Source organism: Micromonospora globosa (genome assembly GCF_000717585.1).
GTDB lineage: Bacteria > Actinomycetota > Actinomycetes > Mycobacteriales > Micromonosporaceae > Micromonospora > Micromonospora aurantiaca.
Genome location: NZ_JNZR01000006.1, coordinates 18,426 through 41,378, shown reverse-complemented (window position 1 = coordinate 41,378; position 22,953 = coordinate 18,426). Strand labels below are relative to the sequence as shown.

General features: G+C 71.4%; 13 protein-coding genes. 10 read left to right on the top strand and 3 right to left on the bottom strand.

Annotation, left to right across the window (positions count from 1 at the left end):
* Positions 1 to 12: 12 nt before the first annotated feature.
* Genes IF06_RS0108605 through IF06_RS0108590 form a run of 4 tightly spaced genes read left to right on the top strand, consistent with a single transcriptional unit; the run spans position 13 to position 9,957 of the window.
* The gene (locus IF06_RS0108605; RefSeq protein WP_030270088.1) at positions 13 to 3,819 is read left to right on the top strand and encodes a phage resistance protein; all 3,807 of its coding nucleotides are present in this window, start codon (positions 13 to 15) and stop codon (positions 3,817 to 3,819) included.
* The gene (pglZ, locus tag IF06_RS0108600) at positions 3,816 to 6,548 is read left to right on the top strand and encodes a BREX-2 system phosphatase PglZ (RefSeq protein ID WP_030270087.1); all 2,733 of its coding nucleotides are present in this window, start codon (positions 3,816 to 3,818) and stop codon (positions 6,546 to 6,548) included. Before IF06_RS0108605 ends, pglZ begins: the two co-directional genes overlap by 4 nt.
* The gene (brxD, locus tag IF06_RS0108595) at positions 6,545 to 7,846 is read left to right on the top strand and encodes a BREX system ATP-binding protein BrxD (RefSeq protein ID WP_030270085.1); all 1,302 of its coding nucleotides are present in this window, start codon (positions 6,545 to 6,547) and stop codon (positions 7,844 to 7,846) included. The genes pglZ and brxD overlap by 4 nt, the downstream gene beginning before the upstream one ends.
* A gap of 38 nt (positions 7,847 to 7,884) precedes the next feature.
* On the top strand, positions 7,885 to 9,957 hold the full coding sequence (locus IF06_RS0108590) for a DEAD/DEAH box helicase (RefSeq protein ID WP_232236638.1): 2,073 nt from the start codon (positions 7,885 to 7,887) through the stop codon (positions 9,955 to 9,957).
* A gap of 56 nt (positions 9,958 to 10,013) precedes the next feature.
* On the opposite strand, the gene ilvD is transcribed toward IF06_RS0108590, so the two are convergent.
* Positions 10,014 to 11,861: a dihydroxy-acid dehydratase gene (gene ilvD, locus IF06_RS0108585; RefSeq protein WP_030270081.1), complete on the bottom strand. Its 1,848-nt coding sequence runs from the start codon at positions 11,859 to 11,861 to the stop codon at positions 10,014 to 10,016.
* Positions 11,862 to 11,971: 110 nt separating this feature from the next.
* Here ilvD and IF06_RS0108580 point away from each other — a divergent pair, with 110 nt between their 5' ends.
* The 5 genes from IF06_RS0108580 (at position 11,972) to serA (ending at position 20,049) form a co-directional block, all read left to right on the top strand.
* Positions 11,972 to 14,407: a putative bifunctional diguanylate cyclase/phosphodiesterase gene (locus tag IF06_RS0108580; protein WP_013284501.1), complete on the top strand. Its 2,436-nt coding sequence runs from the start codon at positions 11,972 to 11,974 to the stop codon at positions 14,405 to 14,407.
* A gap of 180 nt (positions 14,408 to 14,587) precedes the next feature.
* On the top strand, positions 14,588 to 16,483 hold the full coding sequence (locus tag IF06_RS0108575) for an acetolactate synthase large subunit (RefSeq protein WP_013284502.1): 1,896 nt from the start codon (positions 14,588 to 14,590) through the stop codon (positions 16,481 to 16,483).
* A 61-nt stretch (positions 16,484 to 16,544) separates the two neighbouring features.
* Positions 16,545 to 17,060 (top strand): acetolactate synthase small subunit, encoded by a 516-nt coding sequence (ilvN, locus tag IF06_RS0108570; protein WP_013284504.1) that lies wholly within the window; start codon positions 16,545 to 16,547, stop codon positions 17,058 to 17,060.
* A 58-nt stretch (positions 17,061 to 17,118) separates the two neighbouring features.
* Positions 17,119 to 18,132 carry a ketol-acid reductoisomerase gene (ilvC, locus tag IF06_RS0108565; protein WP_013474320.1) on the top strand — a complete coding sequence of 338 codons (1,014 nt, stop codon included), beginning with the start codon at positions 17,119 to 17,121 and terminating at the stop codon, positions 18,130 to 18,132.
* 318 nt (positions 18,133 to 18,450) lie between these two features.
* Positions 18,451 to 20,049, top strand: coding sequence for a phosphoglycerate dehydrogenase (gene serA, locus IF06_RS0108560; protein ID WP_013284506.1), 1,599 nt, complete (start codon positions 18,451 to 18,453; stop codon positions 20,047 to 20,049).
* Between the two features lie 60 nt (positions 20,050 to 20,109).
* Here the strand turns inward: serA and IF06_RS0108555 are convergent, their stop codons facing one another.
* Complete coding sequence (locus IF06_RS0108555) at positions 20,110 to 20,463, bottom strand: hypothetical protein (RefSeq protein ID WP_030270079.1); 354 nt, start codon at positions 20,461 to 20,463, stop codon at positions 20,110 to 20,112.
* 324 nt (positions 20,464 to 20,787) lie between these two features.
* Positions 20,788 to 21,660 (bottom strand): FAD:protein FMN transferase, encoded by an 873-nt coding sequence (locus IF06_RS0108550; protein WP_030270077.1) that lies wholly within the window; start codon positions 21,658 to 21,660, stop codon positions 20,788 to 20,790.
* 218 nt (positions 21,661 to 21,878) lie between these two features.
* Here IF06_RS0108550 and IF06_RS0108545 point away from each other — a divergent pair, with 218 nt between their 5' ends.
* The gene (locus tag IF06_RS0108545; RefSeq protein WP_013284509.1) at positions 21,879 to 22,910 is read left to right on the top strand and encodes a 3-isopropylmalate dehydrogenase; all 1,032 of its coding nucleotides are present in this window, start codon (positions 21,879 to 21,881) and stop codon (positions 22,908 to 22,910) included.
* Positions 22,911 to 22,953 lie beyond the last annotated feature (43 nt).

Below are 22,953 nucleotides of genomic sequence, written 5' to 3'. Positions count from 1 at the left end.
GGAGGAACACCTGTGACGCTGCTGCGCGACCTGATCGACATCCCGACGTCCGTCGGCGAAGGGGACTTCGTGGTGAAGGCGGCCGAGGGTGCCGACCTGCACCGGTACGTCGTCACCGACCAGCTACGCGACAACTTCGCTACGGCGTTGCAGCGGATCGGCCACGCGATCACCACCGGCCGCTCGCAGGCCATGTTCCTGCACGGCTCGTTCGGCTCCGGTAAGTCGCACTTCATGGCGGTGCTGCGGGAGATCCTGGCGCACAACCCCGAGGCCCGGAAGATCAAAGGGCTCGAGGGTCCGGTGGTCGCGGCCGATTCCTGGCTCCCCGGCCGGAAGTTCCTCACCCTGACGCTGCACATGCTCGACGCGCGCTCGGTCGAGCAGGCGATCCTCGAAGGCTATCTGCGCCAGATCACCGCCGCGCATCCGGACGCGCCAGTACCTGCCGTACACCGGTCGGATGCACTGTTGGACAACGCAGCGGGGCTGCGGCGGACGCTGGGCGACGACAAGTTCTTCGCGGCGCTGCGTGGTGGCGCCGCCGCGCCCGGCGCGGGCGGCCTCGGCCTGGCCGCGATGCGGGCCCAGGCCGAGGGGTGGACCCCGCAGCGGTACGCGGAGGCGGCCGCTCAGCCACCCGGCACGAAGGACCGCGACGCGCTCGTCAGTGCGCTCACCCAGACGTTCTTCAGCGGCGCGGTGCACAGCGCCGAATATCTCGACCTGGACAGCGGCCTCGCGGTCATCACCCGGCACGCCAAGTCCCTCGGGTACGACGGGATCGTCCTCTTCCTCGACGAGTTGATCCTCTGGTTGTCCGGCCGCATCGCCGACTACACGTTCGTCAACACCGAGGGAGCGAAGCTCAACAAGCTGGTCGAGTCCGCAGACGCGGCCCGGCCGCTGCCGCTGATCTCCTTCGTCGCCCGGCAGCGCAACCTGGAGGAGTTCCTCGGCCCGCAGGTCGGCGGCACAGAGCGGGAAGCGCTGGCACACGTGATGCGCAGCGTCCAGGGCCGGCTCGGGGAGATCGTCCTCGCCGACACCAACCTGCCGGAGATCACCGAGAAGCGCCTGCTGCACCCCAACGACGAGGCGGCGCGGGCGGTCATCGACAACGCTTTCGCCGCTGTCCGGCACAACCGCGAGGTGTGGGACATCCTGCTGCTCGGCGCACAGTACGGCGACGCCGGCATCGGTTCCGACGCCACCGCCTTCCGCCAGCTCTACCCGTTCTCGCCGGCGCTGGTGGCCACCCTGGTCGCGCTGTCGCAGGCGTTGCAGCGCGAGCGGACCGCGCTGAAGGTGATGACCGAACTGCTGGTCGAGCGGCGGGACACGCTGAAGGTCAATGACCTGATCGGGGTCGCCGCGCTCTTCGACCCGCTGGTTCTGCACGGCGAACTACCGGATCGCCCGAAGCTACGCCAGCAGTTCGACGCCGCCCGCAACCTCTATCTGCGCAAGATGCGCCCGCTACTGCTCACCCTAAACGGCATCGACGACGAGCGGGCAGCGGCACACACCCAGTTCCAGCTCGACGACAAGCTGGTCAAGACCATCCTGCTCGGCGCGCTGGTGCCCGAGGTGCCGGCGCTGCACAACCTGACCGCGGCCAAGTTGCACGCGCTCAACTTCGGCTCGATCGCCTCGCCGATTCCGGGCTACGAGAACACCATGGTGCTCACCCGGCTGCGCAAGATCTCCCAGGACGCGGGAGAACTGCACCTCACCGACGACCATGACCCGGTCGTGTCGCTCAAGCTGCACGCCGTCGACTTCGACAAGCTGCTGGACCTGGTGCCGCACAACGAGACCTCGGCCGGCGTACGGCAGCAACTGCTCCGCGAGCTGATCAGCGCGGAGATGGGGCTGACCGGCACCGAGGGGAGCCACGGTGAGTTGCAGCACCCCCGCGAGTGGCGAGGGCGGCGGCACGTCGTACAGGTCAAGTTCGGCAACGTCCGCGACCCGCTCACGATGCCGGTCGCCGCACTGATCGCTCCTGGCGAATCCTGGCGAGTCATCATCGACTACCCGTTCGATCCGCAGGACTTTCCCCGCAACGCGGACCGGGCCCGGATCGACGAGCTGCCGCGTGGCTCCAACACGGTGTTCTGGCTACCGCTGTACCTGACCGACGACATGATGAGCCGGGTCGCCCAGCTCGCAAAGATCAACTACTTGCTCGGCGTGGGTGGTGCCGGAGAGCGGCTCAACACACTTGCTGCCGACTGGCCCCAGGCCGACCGGCAACAGGGTCGCGTTTACCTGCTGCAGCGTCAGACCCAGCTGCGCGACGGCCTGATCACCGCGCTCAAGCAGGCGTACGGGGCCGCGACTCCGCAGCCCTCCGACGTGCATTCGGACAGCGTCGGCGTGCTGCACACACTGGCCGACGGCCTGCGCGTCGGCGACCCGAGGGGTGGGACGCTCGCCGACGCGTTCCGCAACCTCACCGGTGAGTTGCTGGAGTGGTCGTACCCGGGCACCCCCGCGCTGCCGGTCGACGAGAAGCCGCTCGCCCGGGCCGACCTGCTGAAGGTGTTCGAATACGCCAAGCGCGCCGTCGCCGACCCCACCCACGGCGTCTCCATCGACTCCCCGGCAGACCAGAAGACGCTGCGCCGAATCTGCAACCCGCTGCAGCTCGGTGAGGTGGTCGACCACCGCTACGTTCTCGACATCAGCACCTGCTTCTGGAGCCGGCACCTGCTGCAGGAGGCGGCCCGGCAGGACTACCGGGACCGCTGGCCGGTACACGCGTTGCGCAAGCTGCTCGACCTGCCGAAGGCGCGCGGCTTCGATCGGGAACTGCAAAATCTGATCATCGCGGTCTTCGCGTTCGAGCAGCAGCTCAGCTGGTACGACAACGGTGGCAAGATGAGCGTAGCGGCGGTCAACGGCGTGGAGGACCGCTTCGAGCTGCGCCACCCACCGATGCCGGACGACGAGACCTGGAAGGCGGCGGTGAGCTTCGGCCAACCCTTCTTCGGCGAGGTCCTGCCCCGGTTCCGCAATCCGGCCAACCTGGGCACCCTGGCCGGCACCATGCGCCAGGTCGCGAACCGGTACGCAGGCGACGCCGGCCAACTCGTCGTGAAACTTGATGAGAACGCCGAGCGGCTCGGGCTCGACCCGCACGCCGAGACCGGTCGGCTGGCCACCGCCCGCCGGGTTGCGCAGTTCCTCTCCGAGGTAGCGCAGGAACCCGACGACGTGGTGCTCGTCGCGGTGGTCGCCGAGGGCGAGCCGCGTCTCGGCGGTATGGACGGCCACGCTGCGAGTCAGGTGTTCAAGCAGGCGCGGCAACTCGTTGATGCGCTTGCTGCGGCTCAGTGGTCGGTGATCGACGCCATCACCCGGCGTGCGTGGGCACAGGAGGACGCGCGCGCCCGGCTCATCATCGACCGGCTCCACGCCGCCGGACGGGACGAGCAGCACGGTACGGACCTGGCTGAGGCGCTGCGGCAGGCGGTCGACGCGTCGGTCGAGATGCTCGCCGCACAACGGATCACTCCGCACCCGCTTCCGCCGGCGACACCCATTTCGCCGGATCCGACGCAACGGGTCGTTCCGTCCGGTGGTCCGGCACCAGTGGTCGACCCGGGACGGCCGGACGTCAGGCCGGCGATTCCGAAGCCTCGGGAGAACGGCAGCAGCGCGCTCGCCGACCCGGACCCGATGACTGGGGAGGCGGTCGTGCACGACGCGGCGGCCCTGGAAAAAGTTGTCGGAGAGCTCAGGAAAGAGATCTCCGCAGGTCGCCGGGTCATCATCAGCTGGCGTGCCGAAGCGCCGGAGCGGCAGTCGTGAGCGTTCCGCGTGCTGCCGTCCGCCCTGCGGCGGTCCGACGGAAGGTGGAGTCGTGGCTCGCCGAACAGGACGAGGCAGACGCCATCGTGCTACTCGCCCGGCCGCAGTGGAACGACGAACCGGTGCTCACCGTGGCTGGCAGAACCGTGCGCGTCGTGCCCTGCCCGACGCCGCTCGCAGCACGTGCCGCCCTCGCCGACCGGCCGCCGCACGAGAAGCTCGTCCTCCTGACCGACCTCACAGACAACGAGCTGGGAGACGGTTTACTGGCCCATGTCAGCCTTCAGCAGGGGCGGAGCGTGGACCCCTGGGACCTGGTCAGCCAGACGTTCGGGGGACAGGTACGTCCGGACTCCACGCTGGTGCGTACTGGCCGGTGGGTCGCCGATGCGTTGACTGAGCTTGCGCCGGCCGTGGGCTGGCCGCCGCCGACCGGTACGATCCTGACCCGCGACCACGCCCTGAGGCACCTTGCCGGAACGGTGCTCGGACTCGAACCCGATGGGCTGGACGCTGCGGGGCTGCTGCAGTGGAGCACTGACGCTCCGGCACAGATGCGCCTGGGTGACCTGCCGGTCGAATGGATCGACGGAATCGGTACGTTCCTGGTCGACGTCGCCGGTCCGGTCGCGGTACCGGTGCTGGCAGCCGTACGCGCCGGGCACGGGGTCGATGCCATTCCGCTCGGTCTGCTGGCCGGGGTGCTCTGGCCGCGCGACTCCGCGCAGTCCTCGGACGTCGAACTCGCGGTGGCACGGACCCGCCTCGAGCCGCGCTTCGCTGGTACGCGGCTCACCGAGACCCAGGCATGGGCCTACACCGAAGCTGCCGAGGCGTGGATCTACCGCGCCCTCGACGACGAGGCAGTGCGGCACGACGCGCACCGGATCCTGCGTCGAGCCGAGGACATCGCCGAGGAGATCGGTGTCGCCGGCCGGCTTGCCGCCTCGCCCCTGCTCCCGGCCGGCTTCACCCAGCGGATGCGCGCCTTCGGCGCCGCGGTGCGGTTCTCCCTGCCGGTTGCCGGGCCGGCCGTGCCCGCCGGCGACCTGATCGAACGGGCACAGGAGCGGCTGGCCGAGGTGGAAGCCCACCGGTCGGCCGACCGGACGCGGGTGGAGACCGCCCGGATGGCGGTCCGGCTCTTGCGTTGGCTGGCCACCCCCGAGCAGCAGCCGCCCGCCACCATGCTCGATGCGGTTCACCGGCAGATTCGCGAGGACGGCTGGGTCGACCGTGCTCGCCTCGACGTCTTCGACGGTGACGTCGACCAGATGGTCGGCGATGCTTACCGGGTCCTGCACCAGGCAGTCCACGCGCGGCGCTCCCGCCACGACCGCCATTTTGCTGAGCTGTTTCAGGACGCCACCGGCGCGGAACGGGATCCGGGTGCCCTGTTGCGGGTGGAGGACGTGCTGGACCGGGTGATTCAGCCGATCATCGACAATGGACGGCGCGTCCTGTTGCTGGTCCTGGACGGCATGGGAGCGGCAGCCGGAATCGAGATCGCCGAATCACTGGTGCGCAGCGGCGCCTGGACCGAATTGACCCCGCACGGCGGACAGCGTACGGGGGTGCTCGCCGCGCTGCCGACGGTTACCGCCGTCAACCGGTGCAGTCTCTTGAGCGGCATGATCAGTGTTGGTGACCGCAGCGACGAGCTGAAGGGATTCGCGGCCCGCTTTCCGGACGGGGTGCTGCTGCACAAGGCCGACCTGCGGACGCCTGCTGGGCTGGCTGTCGACCGCGAAGTCGCCGCCGCGATCGAGGATCCGGCGGTGCCCGTGGTCGCCGCTGTCATCAATGCCATCGACGACGCCCTCGACCGGAGCGATCCAGGCACCGTCGAGTGGAGCGCCGATACCGTCAAAGGGCTGCGCGACCTGCTCGCGATCGCACAGGACCGGGTCGTGGTGATGGTCTCCGATCACGGGCATGTCGTCGATCGCGGCTCCGAGGCCGTGGTGGGCAAGTCGGAGAGCAGCGAGAACAGATGGCGTCCCGCTACCGGTGATCCGGCCGACGGCGAACTGCTTTTTCGCGGCACCCGCGTGGCCCTCGCCGACGGCGAGCTCATCCTGCCGTGGCAGGAGGAGCTGCGGTACGGTCCGCGGAAGGCCGGCTATCACGGTGGCGCGAGCCCCGCCGAGGCGGTCATTCCGCTGTTGCTCTTCGCCTCTGGCAACGACGAGACCGTGCCCGGATGGTCGGGAGCTCCGGTCGCCAGCCCGGGCTGGTGGCGGGAACCGCTTCGTCAGACCGCACAGGCGGACCAGCCCGCGGCCGCTGCTCCCCGCACCGTGGCAGCCCGCCCGAGCCGCCGCCCGCGCGCAGTTGTACAGGACGAGAGCCTGTTCGACCTGCCCGCGGCATCGATTCCGCCCCCGCTTGCCGGTCCGCCGGCCCCGGTCGATCCGGCATCGGCACTCGTCGAAGCGCTGCTGGCCAGCCCGGTCTACGCTGATCGGCGGGGAATCCGGGCACCCATCCCCGACGAACGCGTGGCCGCGATGATCACCGCCCTGCTGGCGGGCAACGGCCGGGCCACTCTGGAGACGTTGGCCACCCGGGCGGGGGTGCCGGTGCACCGCATTTCCGCCACCTTCACGGCACTCCGGCGGCTCTTGCAGGTCGAGGGCTACCCGGTCCTCAGCCTGGACCCGGACGGGCGGACCGCGAAGCTGGACATTCCGCTGATGATTGAGCAGTTCGTGCTGGCGCCTTCATGACGGCCGACGTGAGCGCCCGGCGCCGACGTGACATCGTCGACGCGTTGCGCAGGGGAGTGGTACCGGCCAACGGCCTGGACGCGCTCGCGGTCGGCCTCGACCGCTTCGTCACCGCGCTCGACGAGGATTTGGATCGCGTGGCCGGCGCGGGCAGCGTGTTCAAGGCCGTCCGAGGCGAGTACGGAGCTGGCAAGACCTTCTTCACCCGGTGGCTCGGCGAGCGGGCGAAGCGGCGCGGGTTCGCCGTGGCCGAGGTGCAAGTCTCCGAACTTGAGACACCGCTGCACCGGATGGAAACCGTCTACCGGCGGCTCGTCGAGCAGTTGTCCACCGAGCAATTCCCGCCGAGCGCGCTGCGGCCCGTCCTGGACAACTGGATCTTCGCCTTGGAGGAGGATGTCCTCGCGGCCGGCCGGGTGACCGAGGAGGATGCCGAAGCGCTCGACCGAGCGGTGGGCGAACTGCTTGAGACCCGCCTGGCGGACATCTCGCGGAGCACGCCCGCGTTCGCCGCGGCGCTGCGTGGCTACCGTACCGCCCTCGCGGATGGTGACGACGTCACCGCCGGTAGCCTCGCTGCATGGCTGGGCGGGCAGCCGCATGTCGCCGCAGCCACCCGGCGTGCCGCTGGGGTCAAGGGGGACCTCGACCACTTCGGCGCGCTCAATTTCTTGCGGGGCCTGCTGACGGTGCTGCGCGACAGCGGCCATCCCGGTCTGCTTCTGGTGCTCGACGAAGTCGAGACCCTGCAGCGGGTTCGCGCGGATGCCCGCGACAAGGCCCTCAACGCCTTACGTCAACTCGTCGACGACATATACGCCGGTCGTTTCCCTGGGTTGTTCCTGGTGATCACAGGCACGCCCGCGTTCTTCGACGGGCCACAGGGTGTCCAGCGGCTTGCCCCACTGGCCCAACGCCTCGCCACCGACTTCGGCCCGGAGATTCGCTGGGACAATCCTCGGGCCACGCAGCTCCGGCTGCCCGGATTCACCGAGGAGTCCCTGATTCAACTGGGCGTGCGGGTGCGGGAGATCTACGGTCGCGAGCAGGTGTCCCGGCGCGTCGACGACGGTTATCTGGGCGAACTCGCTCGTGCGGTGGCAGGGCGGCTGGGTGGCCAGGTCGGGGTGGCACCGCGGGTCTACCTAAAGAAGCTGGTCGCGGAAGTCCTCGACCGGGTCGACCAGTTCCCCGAGTGGGATCCGCGCCAGCACTACGGGCTGACCCTGCGACCCGCCGAGTTGACCGAGGTGGAGCGGAACGCGTTTGCGGCCGACGACGTCGAGCTGTCGTTATGAGGGACAGTGTCCACTTAGACCCGGTACTGCTGCACCACGTGGTCAACAGCCTCGGTTGGCCGGACTTGCGGCCGCTGCAGCGAGACGCCCTGGCACCTGTGACCCGAGGGGACGACGCGCTACTGCTCGCCGCTACGGCGGGCGGCAAGACCGAAGCGGCGATCTTCCCGCTCCTGACACGCATGGCAGGCGAGCGTTGGGACGGCACCTCACTGATCTATCTGTGCCCGTTGAAGGCACTGCTCAACAACCTGCTACCCCGGCTCGAACGGTACGCCGGATGGCTCGGCCGCTCGGTCGCACTCTGGCACGGCGACGTGAGCACAACGGCTCGCCGACGGACGCTGTGGGAACGCCCAGACATCCTGCTGACCACTCCCGAATCAATCGAGTCGATGCTGGTCAGCGCGAACGTGGACCATCGGATGTTCCTCGCCGGCGTACGAGCCGTCGTGGTGGACGAGGTGCACGCCTTCGCCGGCGACGACCGCGGCTGGCACCTGCTGGCGCTGCTGGAGAGGCTGACCCGGCTGGCCGGACACCCGCTGCAGCGGGTCGGGCTCTCGGCCACCGTGGGGAACCCTGACCAGTTGCTCCGGTGGTTGCAGGGTGCCGGCGCAGACAGCCGACCTGGTGTCGTCGTCGCACCCTCACGTCCCACCGAGGCAGCCCTATCCGCGTCTACGCAGCCACCCGGTCAGGTCGAGCTCGACTATGTAGGCTCCCTGGCCAACGCAGCCGTCGTCATCGCCGCGCTGCATCGAGGAGAGAAGCGGCTGGTCTTCTGTGAGTCCCGGCAGACGGTCGAGGAACTGGCACAGTTGCTCCGCGAACGCGGTGTCACCACCTTCCTCTCCCATGCTTCGCTCTCACTCGACGAGCGGCGCCGGGCAGAGCAGGCGTTCGCCGAGGCCAGAGATTGCGTCATCGTTTCCACCAGCACGCTCGAGCTCGGTATTGACGTGGGGGACCTGGATCGAGTGGTCCAGGTCGACTCACCGTCAACTGTCGCGTCCTTTCTGCAGAGGCTCGGCCGCAGCGGCCGCAGACCGGGCAGTTCGCGCAACTGCCTCTTTCTCTGCCGCAGTGCTATGGAGCTGACCAGGGCAGCCGCTCTGCTGTCATTGTGGGGCGAAGGCAGGGTGGAGCCCGTCCTCCCACCGCCCGAGCCTCGTCACATCGTCGCCCAGCAAATGCTCGCGCTCTGTCTGCAGGAGGGCCGCGTCGGCAGCCGCCTCTGGGCGCAGGCATGGAACGGGCTGGCCCCGTTTGACCACACCGCCCAGCCCGTTGTGCGTCACCTGACGGAGGAGGGCTACCTGGACAGCGACGGCGGGCTGATGTTCATCGGCACGCAGGCGGAACGCCGATTCGGCCGAAGACATTTCATGGAGCTGACGGCGGTGTTCACCGGCCCGCCGGAGTTCACCGTCCTGCACGGGCGCCAGGAAATCGGGCGGATTGACCCGAGCCTGCTCACCGAGGAGGTACGGGGCGACCGCCAGTTGCTGCTCGGCGGCCGGAGTTGGCGGGTCACCTACGTCGACTGGCGCAGACGGCGTTGTTTCGTGGAACCCGCGGACGGCGGGGGCCGAGCACGGTGGACCTCGCAGGGGTGGCTCGGGTCGAGCTTTCCGCTGACCCGAGCGATGCGGGAGGTCCTGCTCGGGAACGACCCGCCGGTGCGGTTGACCACTAGGGCGGCGAGCCGGCTCGCGACGATCCGGGAGGAGCGCTCGTCCCTGGTCCACCCGGGAGGTACCTGCGTCGTGCGTTCCCGCGGCGAGCTTCACTGGTGGACCTGGGCGGGTCTGCGGGGCAACGCTACGCTGGCCGCCACGCTCGGCGAGGTGATCGACCCCTCGCAGCGCTTCGACGACTGTGCCATCCGGCTCCGCCGGGATGTGACAAGGGACCAGTGGCGAGCCGTGGTGACCGGAGCCGGTGAACGGTTGTGCCTTCCCGACATCGACCGGCGTGCTGTCGCCGGCCTCAAGTTCGGCGCAGCCCTGCCCGAGCGGCTTGCCGCCGCGACCCTGGCGGCACGCCTCGCCGACCTCGACGCAGCAGCAGCCGTGCTGGCGGAGCCGGTTCGCTTCGCGAATCTTTGATGTTAAGAAGGGCCCCCTCCTCTACCGGAGGCGTTAAGAGGGGGCCCTTCCTTACGTCACTCCGGGACGCGACGGTAGGCGCCGTCGCTGGCCGAGGTCGCCATCGACGCGTACGCGCGCAGCGCCGCCGACACCGGACGCTGCCTGTCGACCGGGGTGTACGGGCGGTCCCGCTTCTCCTCGGCCACCCGCCGCGCCTCCAGCTCGTCGCCGGGCACGTTCAGCTCGATCGACCGGCCCGGGATGTCGATGACGATCTCGTCGCCGTCGCGGACCAGCGCGATCAGCCCGCCCGAGGCCGCCTCCGGGGAGACGTGCCCGATGGACAGGCCGGAGGTGCCGCCGGAGAACCGGCCGTCGGTCAGCAGCGCGCAGGAGCGGCCCAGCCCACGGCCCTTGAGGAACGAGGTGGGGTAGAGCATCTCCTGCATGCCGGGGCCACCCTTCGGGCCCTCGTAGCGGATCACCACCACGTCCCCGGCGACGATCTCCTTGGCGAGGATCGCGGTCACCGCGTCGTCCTGCGACTCGTAGACCTTGGCCGGGCCGCGGAACGTCAGGCACTCCTCGGGCACACCGGCGGTCTTCACCACGCAGCCGGCCGGCGCGAGGTTGCCGTGCAGGATGGCCAGGCCGCCGTCCGCGCTGTACGCGTTCTCCCGGTCCCTGATGCAGCCGCCGGCCGCGTCGGTGTCCAGCGACGACCAGCGGTTGGTGGTGGAGAACGGCTCGGTGGTGCGCACCCCGCCCGGCGCGGCGTGGAACAGCTCGACCGCCTCCGGCCGGGCCGCGCCGCCGCGCACGTCCCAGTCGGCCAGCCACTTGTCGAGGCTGGGGGAGTGCACCGACCGCACGTCGCGGTGCAGCAGCCCGGCGCGGTCCAGCTCACCGAGGATGGCCGGGATGCCGCCGGCGCGGTGCACGTCCTCCATGTGGTAGTTCGGGGAGTTCGGGGCGACCTTGGCCAGGCACGGCACCCGGCGGGAGATCGCGTCGATGTCGGCCACGCCGAAGTCCAGCTCCGCCTCGCGGGCGGCGGCGAGCAGGTGCAGCACCGTGTTCGTGGATCCGCCCATCGCCACGTCGAGGGCGATCGCGTTCTCGAACGCCTCCCGGCCGGCGATCGAGCGCGGCAGCACCGAGGCGTCGTCGTTCTCGTACCACTGCTTGGCGATCTCGACGACGGTGCGCCCGGCCTCGACGAACAGCGACCGCCGCGCGGCGTGGGTGGCGAGCGTCGACCCGTTGCCCGGCAGGGCCAGGCCGATCGCCTCGGTGAGGCAGTTCATCGAATTGGCGGTGAACATGCCGGAGCAGGAGCCGCAGGTCGGGCACGCGGAGCGCTCGATCTCGCCGAGCTGGTCGTCGGTTACCGCCTCGTTCGAGGAGGCGATCATGGCGTCGATCAGGTCGATCTTGGAGTGCACCACGCCCTCGATCGCCACCGTCTTGCCGGCCTCCATCGGGCCGCCGGAGACGAAGACGGTCGGGATGTTGAGCCGCAGCGCGGCCAGCAGCATGCCCGGGGTGATCTTGTCGCAGTTGGAGATGCAGACCAGGGCGTCCGCGCAGTGCGCGTTGACCATGTACTCCACCGCGTCGGCGATCAGCTCCCGGCTGGGCAGCGAGTAGAGCATGCCGCCGTGGCCCATGGCGATGCCGTCGTCCACGGCGATCGTGTTGAACTCCCGGCCGACGCCGCCGGCCTCGGCCACCGCGTCGGCGACCAGGCCACCGAGGTCCTTGAGGTGGACGTGACCGGGTACGAACTGGGTGAAACTGTTCGCGATGGCGACGATCGGCTTGCCGAAGTCGTCGTCGGTCATCCCGGTGGCCCGCCAGAGGGCCCGGGCGCCGGCCATCGTCCGACCATGGGTGGAGGTCCTCGACCGCAGCTCAGGCATGACAACCAGTCTGACACCATCCGCGCGGCGACTCCGCCGCGCGCACCCTGTGTCCCAACAGTTGCACACCCGGTCCCCCACGGGAGGCGCTCATCCGGCAGAGTTGACGCGTGCAGTCGTCCCCGGGGATGGTCACCGTCGCGGTGTTGAGCGGGATCGCCGCGGCCGGTGCCGCCGTGCTGCTCGTCGCGTCGGTGCGGCGTCGCACCGGCCCCCGCCGGCCGGCTCACCTGCTGCTCGCGGTCGCCGCCGGCGCCGCCCTGTTCAGCCTCCTGGTCGGCCTCGGCGGTCTGCTGGCCGCCGGTGACCACTGGGCGCACCGGCAGGGCCAGCGGACCGGATGGGCGGTCCTCGTCGCCGCCGGTACGACGCTCGCCGCGCTCGGCCTCGGCGCCGCCGTCCTGCGGCTGCCCGGCGCGGCCGCGACCCGGGCCGCCACCGCCCGGCTGCTGCTCGACGGCCTGATCATGGGCAGCGCGCTCTGGTTCGTCGGCTGGGTGGCGTTCAGCGAGCCGACCCGGCTGCTCGGCGACGCCACACCCGTCGCCTGCCTGCCGATCGTGCTGGCCACCGTGAGCGCGGCGCTCACCACGGGGCTCACAGTGATCGTCGTGCTGCGGGTCGCGCCGCCGCGCGGATGGCTCACGCTGCTCGCCGCCGGCGCGATAGCGGTGACGGCCGGCGGGCTGGCCGTGTCCGCCGGGCTCTGCCAGGCCGGCCCGGGCATGGTGCTCACCGGCGCGGTGCTGACCGCCGCCGGTCTGCTGGCCACCGCCGTGGCCGGGCGCCGGGCCGACCTGACGCAGCTCGACGTCGACTTCATCCGCCGCGACGGCGAGTACGCCTTCGTACCGATGTTCGCCATGGCCGCCTCCGCGATCTACCACCTGGTGCAGGGCGGCGGGTTCGACGGGTACGCCATCGTGGCCGGCACGGTCGAGGGGTTCGCCCTGGTGACCCGGCAGTACCTCGCCCTCAACGACGTCCGCGGCTACGCCATCCGGCTGGCCGAGCGGGAGGCGCACTTCCGCGAGCTGGCGCACACCGACCCGCTGACCGGGCTGGCGAACCGGCGCGGGCTGCTGCGTGCCCTGCACCGCAGTGCCGAGGCGGGCGTGCCGTGCGTGCTGCTCGGGCTCGACCTCGACGGCTTCAAGAACGTCAACGACATGCGCGGGCACGACGTCGGCGACGCGGTGCTGATCGAGGTGGGGCGACGGCTGCGGGGCAACCTGCGCCCGGGTGACCTGGCCGCCCGGCTCGGCGGCGACGAGTTCGCGGTGCTGATGCACGGGTCGGCCGACCCCGGCCCGGTCGCGGACCGCCTGCTCGGGGTGCTCGGCCGCCCGTACGAGCAGGGCGACGGGCCGGTCTTCCTGTCGGTGAGCATCGGCGTGGCCGCCGGGCACGGTGAGCAGGACGTCGAGCTGCTGCTGCGCAACGCCGACCTGGCGCTGCGCTACGCCAAGCAGCGGGGCAAGAACCGGATCGAGCGCTACGACGCCACCTACGACCAGTTGCTGAGCCGGCGTACCCGGATGGAGCACGAGCTGCGCGGCGCGATCGAGCGCGACGAGCTGCGGCTGGTCTTCCAGCCGGTGGCCTCGCTGCCGTCGGTGCGGCCGGTCGGCGCGGAGGCGCTGCTGCGCTGGCGGCACCCGGAGCTGGGCAACGTCCGGCCGGACGAGTTCATCCCGCTCGCCGAGGAGTGCGGGATGATCGCCAAGCTCGGCGCGTGGGTGCTGCACCAGGCCTGCTACCAGCTCTCCCGCTGGCTGGCCGACGGGCACGACGTCTGGGTGTCGGTGAACGTGTCGCCGCGCGAGCTGCACGCCCCCGAGTACGTGGTCCAGGTCGCCGACGCGCTGCGCGCGCACCACGTGCCGCCGCAGCGGCTGGTGCTGGAGGTCACCGAGCACGCGGTGGCCACCGACCTGGACGAGCTGATCCGGCGGCTCACCGCGCTGCGGCTGACCGGCGTCCGGATCGCGCTCGACGACTTCGGCGCCGGTTACTCGTCGCTCGGCCAGCTCCGGCGGCTGCCGATCGACATCCTGAAGATCGACCACAGTCTGGTCGCCGAGCACGAGCCGGTCCGGCCGGTCGGGCGGGACGGTCCGGCGTTCGCCCCGATGGTCGACATCGTCATGCGCCTGGGGCACCAGCTCGGGCTGGAGGTGATCGCCGAGGGCGTCACCAACCCGACCGAGCTGGCCGCGGTGGTGGCCGCCGGGTGCCGGTTCGGCCAGGGCGCGCTGTTCGGCTGGGGCGTACCGGCCGAGCACCTGGAGGCGATGCTGGAGGCGGCCACGGCGCCCGGCAACCGGCACACCGCGATGCCGCCGGTGCCGCCGCCCGCGCCGGCGCGCGCCCCGTCGCCGCTGCTGCCCCGGCTGCGCAACAACCCGCCCGCCCCGCGTCCCTCGATGGAGGGATCTTCGCAGGTGGCGCCGGGCGCGGAGGGGGTCGCGGCGACCGACACGCCCACGTCCGTGAACCAAAATGTGGGATCAGTTGACTCATCGCGTGAGATGCGTCAGGCTTAGCCGCATGTCGTCGAACCGGTCGCCGCGAGTACTTACCTGAGCGCACTCTCCCACCGAGAGTGCGCTGGCCCCGTGCATCCTGCACGTGGGCTTTTTTGTTGCCGTCGGACCATCGCCGGGACCTCCCCGTCCCATCCTGAGAAGCGCGTCACCCACTCACTTCCGAAGGCTTGAACCGCCATGACGAGACCCACGCCAGAGACCCTCGCCCACTCCGCCCGCCGTGCCCGCTCCGGCACCGGCGCGGCCGGTGACTCCGACCCCGCCGCCCGCCCCGGCCGTACCGTCCCGGCGGCCGCCACCACCGAGACGCCCGTACGGGAGCCCGCCACCGCGGAGGTCTCGGGCGCCGGTTCGCTCGTGCGGTCGCTGGAGGCGCTCGGCGTCGACGTGGTCTTCGGCATTCCGGGCGGCGCGATCCTGCCCGCCTACGACCCGCTCTACGACTCCACGGTCCGGCACATCCTGGTCCGCCACGAGCAGGGCGCCGGGCACGCGGCCACCGGCTACGCGCAGGCCACCGGCCGGGTCGGCGTCTGCATCGCCACCTCCGGCCCGGGCGCGACGAACCTGGTGACGCCGATCGCGGACGCGTACATGGACTCGGTCCCGATGGTGGCGATCACCGGGCAGGTGGCCCGGCCGTCGATCGGCACCGACGCCTTCCAGGAGGCGGACATCCAGGGCATCACGCTGCCCATCACCAAGCACAACTTCCTGGTGCAGACCGCCGACGAGATCCCCCGCGTGCTGGCCGAGGCGTTCCACCTGGCCGCGACGGGCCGGCCCGGCCCGGTGCTCGTCGACATCCCGAAGGACGTGCTCCAGGCGCCGGCGACGTTCTCCTGGCCGCCCACGCTCGACCTGCCCGGCTACCGGCCCACGCTGCACCCGCACGGCAAGCAGATCCGCGAGGCGGCCCGGCTGATGACCGGCGCCCGCCGTCCGGTCCTCTACGTCGGCGGCGGCGTGCTCAAGGCCGGCGCCACCGAGGGGCTGCGCAAGCTGGCCGAGCAGACCGGCATCCCGGTGGTCACCACGCTGATGGCGCTGGGCGCGTTCCCCGACTCGCACCGCCAGCACCTGGGCATGCCCGGCATGCACGGCACCGTCGCCGCGGTCTACGGCCTGCAGAAGGCCGACCTGATCGTGGCGCTGGGCGCCCGCTTCGACGACCGGGTGACCGGCAAGCTGGACTCGTTCGCGCCGGACGCGACTGTGGTGCACGCCGACATCGACCCGGCCGAGATCGGCAAGAACCGGCACGCCGACGTCCCGATCGTGGGTGACGCGCGGCACGTGATCGACGAGCTGATCGCCGCCGTCACCGCCGAGCAGGCCGCGCACCCGCCGGCCGACCTGACCGACTGGTGGGCCCAGCTCGACGACCTGCGCGAGCGGTACCCGCTCGGCTTCGAGGAGCCGGCCGACGGCACGCTCTCCCCGCAGTACGTGATCAAGCGGCTGGGCGAGATCGCCGGCCCGGACGCGGTCTACGTGGCGGGCGTCGGCCAGCACCAGATGTGGGCCAGCCAGTTCATCTCGTACGAGAAGCCGCACACCTGGCTCAACTCCGGCGGCCTGGGCACCATGGGCTACGCCGTCCCGGCCGCGATGGGCGCGAAGGTCGGCAAGCCGGACACCACCGTGTGGGCGGTCGACGGCGACGGCTGCTTCCAGATGACCAACCAGGAGCTGGCCACCTGCGCGCTGGAGGGCATCCCGATCAAGGTCGCCGTGATCAACAACGGCAACCTCGGCATGGTGCGGCAGTGGCAGACCCTGTTCTACGGGGAGCGCTACTCCAACACCGAGCTGGGCACCCACAAGCACCGCATCCCGGACTTCGTCAAGCTCGCCGAGGCGCTCGGCTGCGTCGGGCTGCGCTGCGAGAACGCCGCCGACGTGGACAAGACCATCGAGGCGGCCATGGCGATCAACGACGCGCCCGTGGTCATCGACTTCGTGGTCGGCAAGGACGCGATGGTCTGGCCGATGGTCGCCGCCGGCACCAGCAACGACGAGATCATGTTCGCCAGGGGTGTGCGCCCCGCGTTCGACGAGGACGAGTTGTAGTCATGACCGAATGCACCGAGCGCAGCGAGGGCCATGAGGGCATGACGAGGAAGGCACAGCAATGACTATGCACACGCTGTCCGTGCTGGTGGAGAACAAGCCGGGTGTCCTCGCCCGCGTCTCCGGGCTGTTCTCCCGGCGCGGGTTCAACATCGACAGCCTCGCCGTGGGCGAGACCGAGAACCCGGACGTCTCGCGCATCACCATCGTGGTCAACGCCGAGTCCTCGCCGCTTGAGCAGGTGACCAAGCAGCTCAACAAGCTGGTCAACGTACTCAAGATCGTGGAGCTGGATCCGCAGGTGTCGGTGGCGCGGGAGCTGCTGCTGGTCAAGGTCCGCGCGGACCGCGCGGCCCGCGCCCAGGTGCTGGAGACGGTCGGCCTGTTCCGCGCCCGGGTGGTCGACGTCGCGCCGGACACGCTGACCATCGAGGCCACCGGCACGCCGGACAAGCTCGACGCGCTGCTGCGCGACCTGGAGCCGTTCGGCATCAAGGAGATGGTCCAGTCCGGCACCGTGGCGATCGGGCGGGGTTCGCGGGCCATCACCGCCGGCCCGGCCCTGCGCGCCGCCTGATCCGTACCCACAAGTTTTTCGACGGGCCGACGGGCACCGCCGTACGAAAGGGAAGTCAATGAGCGTTGAGGTGTTCTACGACGACGACGCCGACCTGGGCCTGATCCAGGGCCGCAAGGTCGCCGTGATCGGGTACGGCAGCCAGGGCCACGCGCACGCGCTGTCGCTGCGCGACTCCGGCGTCGACGTGGTGATCGGCCTGCCCGCCGGCTCGAAGAGCCGGCCGAAGGCCGAGGAGCAGGGCCTGCGGGTGCTCACGCCCGCCGAGGCGGCGGCCGAGGCCGACGTGATCATGATCCTGGCGCCGGACACCGCCCAGCGTGGTCTCTACGCCGACGCCATCGCGCCGAATCTGGCCGCGGGCAAGGCGCTGTTCTTCGGCCACGGCTTCAACATCCGGTACGGCCTGATCAAGCCCCCGGCCGACGTGGACGTGGCGATGGTCGCCCCGAAGGGCCCCGGTCACCTGGTCCGCCGCCAGTACGTCGACGGCAAGGGCGTGCCCTGCCTGGTCGCGGTCGAGCAGGACCCCAGCGGCAACGCGTTCGGCCTGGCCCTGGCGTACGCCAAGGCGATCGGCGGCACCCGGGCCGGCGCGATCCGGACCACGTTCACCGAGGAGACCGAGACCGACCTGTTCGGCGAGCAGGCGGTGCTGTGCGGTGGCGCGGCGGCGCTGGTGCAGACCGGTTTCGAGGTGCTCACCGAGGCCGGCTACGCGCCCGAGGTGGCCTACTTCGAGTGCCTGCACGAGCTGAAGCTGATCGTCGACCTGATGTACGAGGGCGGCATCGCCCGGATGCGTTACAGCATCTCCGACACCGCCGAGTACGGCGACCTGTCCCGTGGCCCGCGCGTCATCGACTCGCGGGTCAAGGACGAGATGCGCAAGATCCTCGGTGAGATCCAGTCCGGCGAGTTCGCCCGCGAGTGGGTGGCCGAGGACGAGGCCGGCCGGCCGAACTTCGCCAAGTGGCGGGCCGAGGGCGCGGCGCACCCGATCGAGGAGACCGGGCAGAAGCTGCGCGCCATGATGAGCTGGGTCGACCGGCCGATCACCGAGACCGCCTGAGCTTCTCCCTCGTGCGGCCCGCGGCCCGACGCTCTCCCCGGCGTCCGGCCGCGGGCCGCCGTTCGTTCACGTGCTGGGACACGGTGAGTAACGCCTCGTCCCGCACCGCCCCCGGGTGAACGGGGGATGACAGGCGTGCGACGGACCTGTGTGAGGGCGCTCACCCCGTAGTCCGCGACCCGGAGAGCGGGCAGGCACCTACCATTCCTTGGTGTGGTGCCCGAGCGCACCCGACGGCCGTGGCACGGATCGGCGCAGGGCGCAGCGCGGCGTCCCGGCGCCCCAGGCCGAACCATTACCGAGCGTCTACGAGGACCGATGAATCCTGTCGTACTGATCGCCGAAGAACTCGCCCCCGCCGCCATCGAGGTGCTCGCGCACGACTTCGACGTGCGCCACGTGGACGGCACCGACCGCCCCGCTCTGCTCTCCGCCCTCTCCGAGGCCGACGCGGTGATCGTACGCAGCGCCACCCAGATCGACGCCGAGGCGATCGCCGCCGCGCCGCGGCTGAAGGTGGTCGCCCGGGCCGGCGTCGGCCTGGACAACGTCGAGGTGCCGGCCGCCACCGCCCGGGGCGTCATGGTCGTCAACGCGCCCACCTCGAACATCGTCTCCGCCGCCGAGCAGGCCGTCGCGCTGCTGCTCGCGGTCGCCCGCAACACCGCCAGCGCCAGTGCCGCGCTCAAGGCGGGGGAGTGGAAGCGGTCCAAGTACACCGGCGTCGAGATCCAGGGCAAGACCGTGGGCGTGGTCGGCCTCGGCCGCATCGGCGTGCTCTTCGCGTCTCGCATCGCCGCGTTCGGCACCCGGCTGATCGCGTACGACCCGTACATCCAGCCCGCCCGCGCCGCGCAGCTCGGCGTCCGCCTGGTCGGGCTGGAGGAGCTGCTGCGGGAGAGCGACTTCATCTCGATCCACCTGCCCAAGACGCCGGAGACGGTCGGTCTGATCGGCGAGAAGGAACTGGCGATCGTCAAGCCGGGCGTCCGGATCGTCAACGCCGCCCGCGGCGGCCTGGTCGACGAGCAGGCGCTCGCCGACGCGATCGCGGAGGGCCGGGTCGCCGGCGCCGGTGTCGACGTGTACGCCAAGGAGCCGTGCACCTCCTCGCCGCTGTTCGCCTTCGACAACGTGGTGGCCACCCCACACCTGGGCGCCTCCACCAACGAGGCGCAGGACAAGGCCGGTCTCGCGGTGGCCAAGAGCGTCAAGCTCGCGCTCCAGGGCGAGTTCGTCCCGGACGCGGTGAACGTGCAGGCCGGCGGCGTGGTCGCCGAGGACGTCCGCCCGCTGCTGCCGCTGGCCGAGCGGCTGGGCCGGGCGTTCACCGCCCTGGCCGGCGGGGTGGCCGCCAGCGTCACCGTCGAGGTGCGCGGCGAGATCGCCGCCCACGACGTGTCGGTGCTCAAGCTCGCCGCGACCAAGGGGCTGTTCAGCTCCGTGGTGGAGGAGCAGGTCACCTACGTCAACGCGCCGCACCTGGCCGCCGAGCGGGGCGTCGAGGTCACGCTGGCCACGCCGGGCGAGACCGTCGACCACCCGAACCTGGTGACCGTGCGCGGGGCGCTGCCGGACGGGCGTACCGTCCGCGTCTCCGGCACCGTGGCGCACACCGGCACCCGCGACGTGTTCAAGCTGACCGAGGTGGACGGTTTCGACGTGGAGATCGGCGCGGAGGGCATCCTGGTCTTCCTGCGCTACGCGGACCGGCCCGGCGTGGTCGGCACCGTCGGCACGCTGCTCGGCGAGGCCGGCGTCAACATCGCGGCCATGCAGGTGGCCCGCCGCGAGGCCGGTGGCGAGACGCTGATGACGCTGACCGTCGACCAGGCGCTCGGCGCCGACCTGCTCACCTCCGCCGCCGACTCGATCGGCGCGGTCGCGGCCAGCGCGGCCGACCTGCGCGACGTGTAGTCCGGACAGGACATATCGGGGCCCGGCCGGATCGGCCGGGCCCTTCGTCGTCCCGGTGGGTCAGGAACGGACGCGGGCCGGTGGCGGGTAGACCGAGCCGTCCTGCGCGTCGAAGAGCATCAGGTCGTGCTCGCCGGCCAGCCGCTCGACGTCCAGCAGGACCTGATCGGGGCAGGCCGGGTTCAGGTTCATCTCGATGTGGTCGGCCGCCGTGTGCAGCGGCGCCTCCCACGGCGTACCGGGCCGGGCCGGGCGGTCCGGATAGCTCGCCGTGATCGCCCGGTAGAAGGCGACGAGTCGCGGGTCGGGGTGCTGCTCGCCGTGGCGGCCCTCGCGGCACTGCTGCACGGCCGCCCGCACCTGCTCCGGTGTCGCCCCGTTCGGCAGGGCCCACACGCTCAGATCGAAACTCACGGCGGACAGCGTGCCATCCCGGGCCCGGCCCGTCACCTCTGCCCCACCGTGCGTTCACCGCTGATTGCCGACATCGTTCACCCGGCGTCCGCTGTGGAGACTCTTGCGTCGAGTTGCGTCGATTCGCTAGCGTACCGATGCGGTTTCCGCTGAGTCGATCCCCGGCCCGTCTTCGGGTGGCGCGGTCGGGCGCCCGGCCCCTCGGCCCGCACCCCTCGATTGCGCGAGCCACGCGCACTCGTCGCTGACCGGCCCTCACGGTCGTTGCCGAGACCGTGGGGGCCGATCGCGCTCCCGGCCGGTGTCGTGCGGGCCGACGGCGACTCAGCGCCGGTGGTGCGCGAACAGCGGGCGGTAGTCCGTGTCGTGACGGAACCAGGCCAGCCCGGCCGGTCCGGCGGCGTACAGGGCGGTGGCGTAGGCGTCGGCGACGGCGAGGTTCGGGCCGAGCACGGTGGCGGCCACGAGCCGGTCGGTCGGCTCGCCGGTGTGCGGGTCGACGACGTGCCCGCGCCGGCCGGTGACGCCCGAGGTGCCGACCGCGCCCGTCGTCATCTCCAGCACGACAGGTGTCCGGCGGGTGTCGGTGGGGTGGTGCACGGCGACGCGCCACGGGCCGCCGTGGGCGGCGTGTCCGCGTACCGTCAGGTCGGCGCCGCTGAGCACGGCGTAGTCGTGGATGCCGGCGGCGCGCAACCGCGCCGCGGCCCGCTCCACCGCCCAGCCGCCGAGCAGGCCGCCCGGGTCGAAGCCGCCCGGCACGGCCCAGGCGTCGAACCAGCCGTCGGTCGCCGCCCGCATCGCGGCGCAGAGGTCGATCAGGTCGGCCAGCGGGGGGTACGAGTCGGGACTGATCTCGTCGCGGCGCAGCCGGGAGACGAGGCTGTCCGGCCGGTTCGGGCCGTAGGTGAGGTCGACGGCGCGCAGCTCGGCGACGGCGTCGCGCAGCGCCTCGCTGACCGCCCGGTGGCCGAACCACCCCGGCGCGTTGAGGAGCATGGTGTAGTCGGCGGTCGAGGTGGTGACGGTGTGGCGGACGCTGATCCGGCCGGACGCGGAGGCGCCGGCCCGCTCGACGCGGTGGTTCGTGGCGCCCAGGTGCAGGTCCGGGCGGGTCGGGCGGAACGCGGACTGGTCGACCCAGCGGGTACGTGGCTGCTCGTCCGCCCAGTGGGCCCGCCGGTGCTCGATCCGCATGACACCTGCCCCCTCGGTGGTCGCCGCTACGTCGCAGCGGTGCCGGATTCCGGGCCCCCGTCGACCCGTGAACTCGACCCTAAGCAGTGGAGATGACCGCACCATGAATGTCGGCTGGGAGCCTCCTGTGATTCGCCGTCCCGGATGATGGAAGATTCGTACCGGGGGCCGGGACGGCGACGTACGGTTGCGCCTAACGACGAGACGAGGAGCGCCAGGTGGCACACATCGCGGTGGTGGCCGGCGACGGCATCGGACCCGAGGTGGTCGCGCAGGCCCGCAAGGTCCTCGACGCGGTGGTGCCCGGGATCGAGGCCACCGAGTACGACCTGGGCGCGGCGCGCTATCACCGCACCGGCGAGGTGCTGCCCGACTCCGTCCTCGACGAGCTGGCCGGTCACGACGCCATCCTGCTGGGCGCGGTGGGCGACCCGACCGTGCCGCCGGGTGTGCTGGAGCGCGGTCTGCTGCTGAAGCTCCGGTTCGCCTTCGACCAGTACGTCAACCTGCGCCCGTCCCGGCTCTGGCCCGGCGTGGCCGGTCCGCTCGCGGCGGTCAAGCCCGGCGAGGTCGACCTCGTGGTGGTCCGCGAGGGCACCGAGGGGCTGTACGCGGGCGCCGGTGGCGCGCTGCACCGGGACACCCCGGCCGAGGTGGCCACCGAGGAGAGCCTGAACACCCGGCACGGCGTCGAGCGGGTGATCCGCGACGCGTTCGCCCGCGCCGGCCGCCGGGAGCGGCGCAAGGTCACGCTCGTGCACAAGACGAACGTGCTCACCCACGCCGGGTCGCTCTGGGCGCGCGCCTTCGCCGCGGTGGCCGCCGAGCACCCGGACGTGACCACGGAATACCAGCACATCGACGCCGCAGCGATGTTCCTGGTGACGAACCCGTCCCGGTACGACGTGGTGGTCACCGACAACCTGTTCGGCGACATCCTCACCGACATCGCCGCCGCCGTGACCGGTGGCATCGGGCTCGCGGCCAGCGGCTGCATCAACCCCGAGGGGCGCTACCCGTCGATGTTCGAGCCGGTGCACGGCTCGGCGCCGGACATCGCCGGCCAGGGCGTCGCCGACCCGGTCGCCGCGGTGCTGTCCGCCGCGCTGCTGCTGGACCAGCTCGGCCACGCCGACGCCGCCGCCCGGGTCACCGCCGCGGTCGGCACCGAGCTGGCCGGGCGTACGCCGGGGACGCCGCTGCGCACCGAGGAGGTCGGCGACCGGCTCGCCGCGTACGCCGTAGCCTGACCGGGCCGACCCTGCTGGCGGCCCGGTACCGGGCCGCCAGACC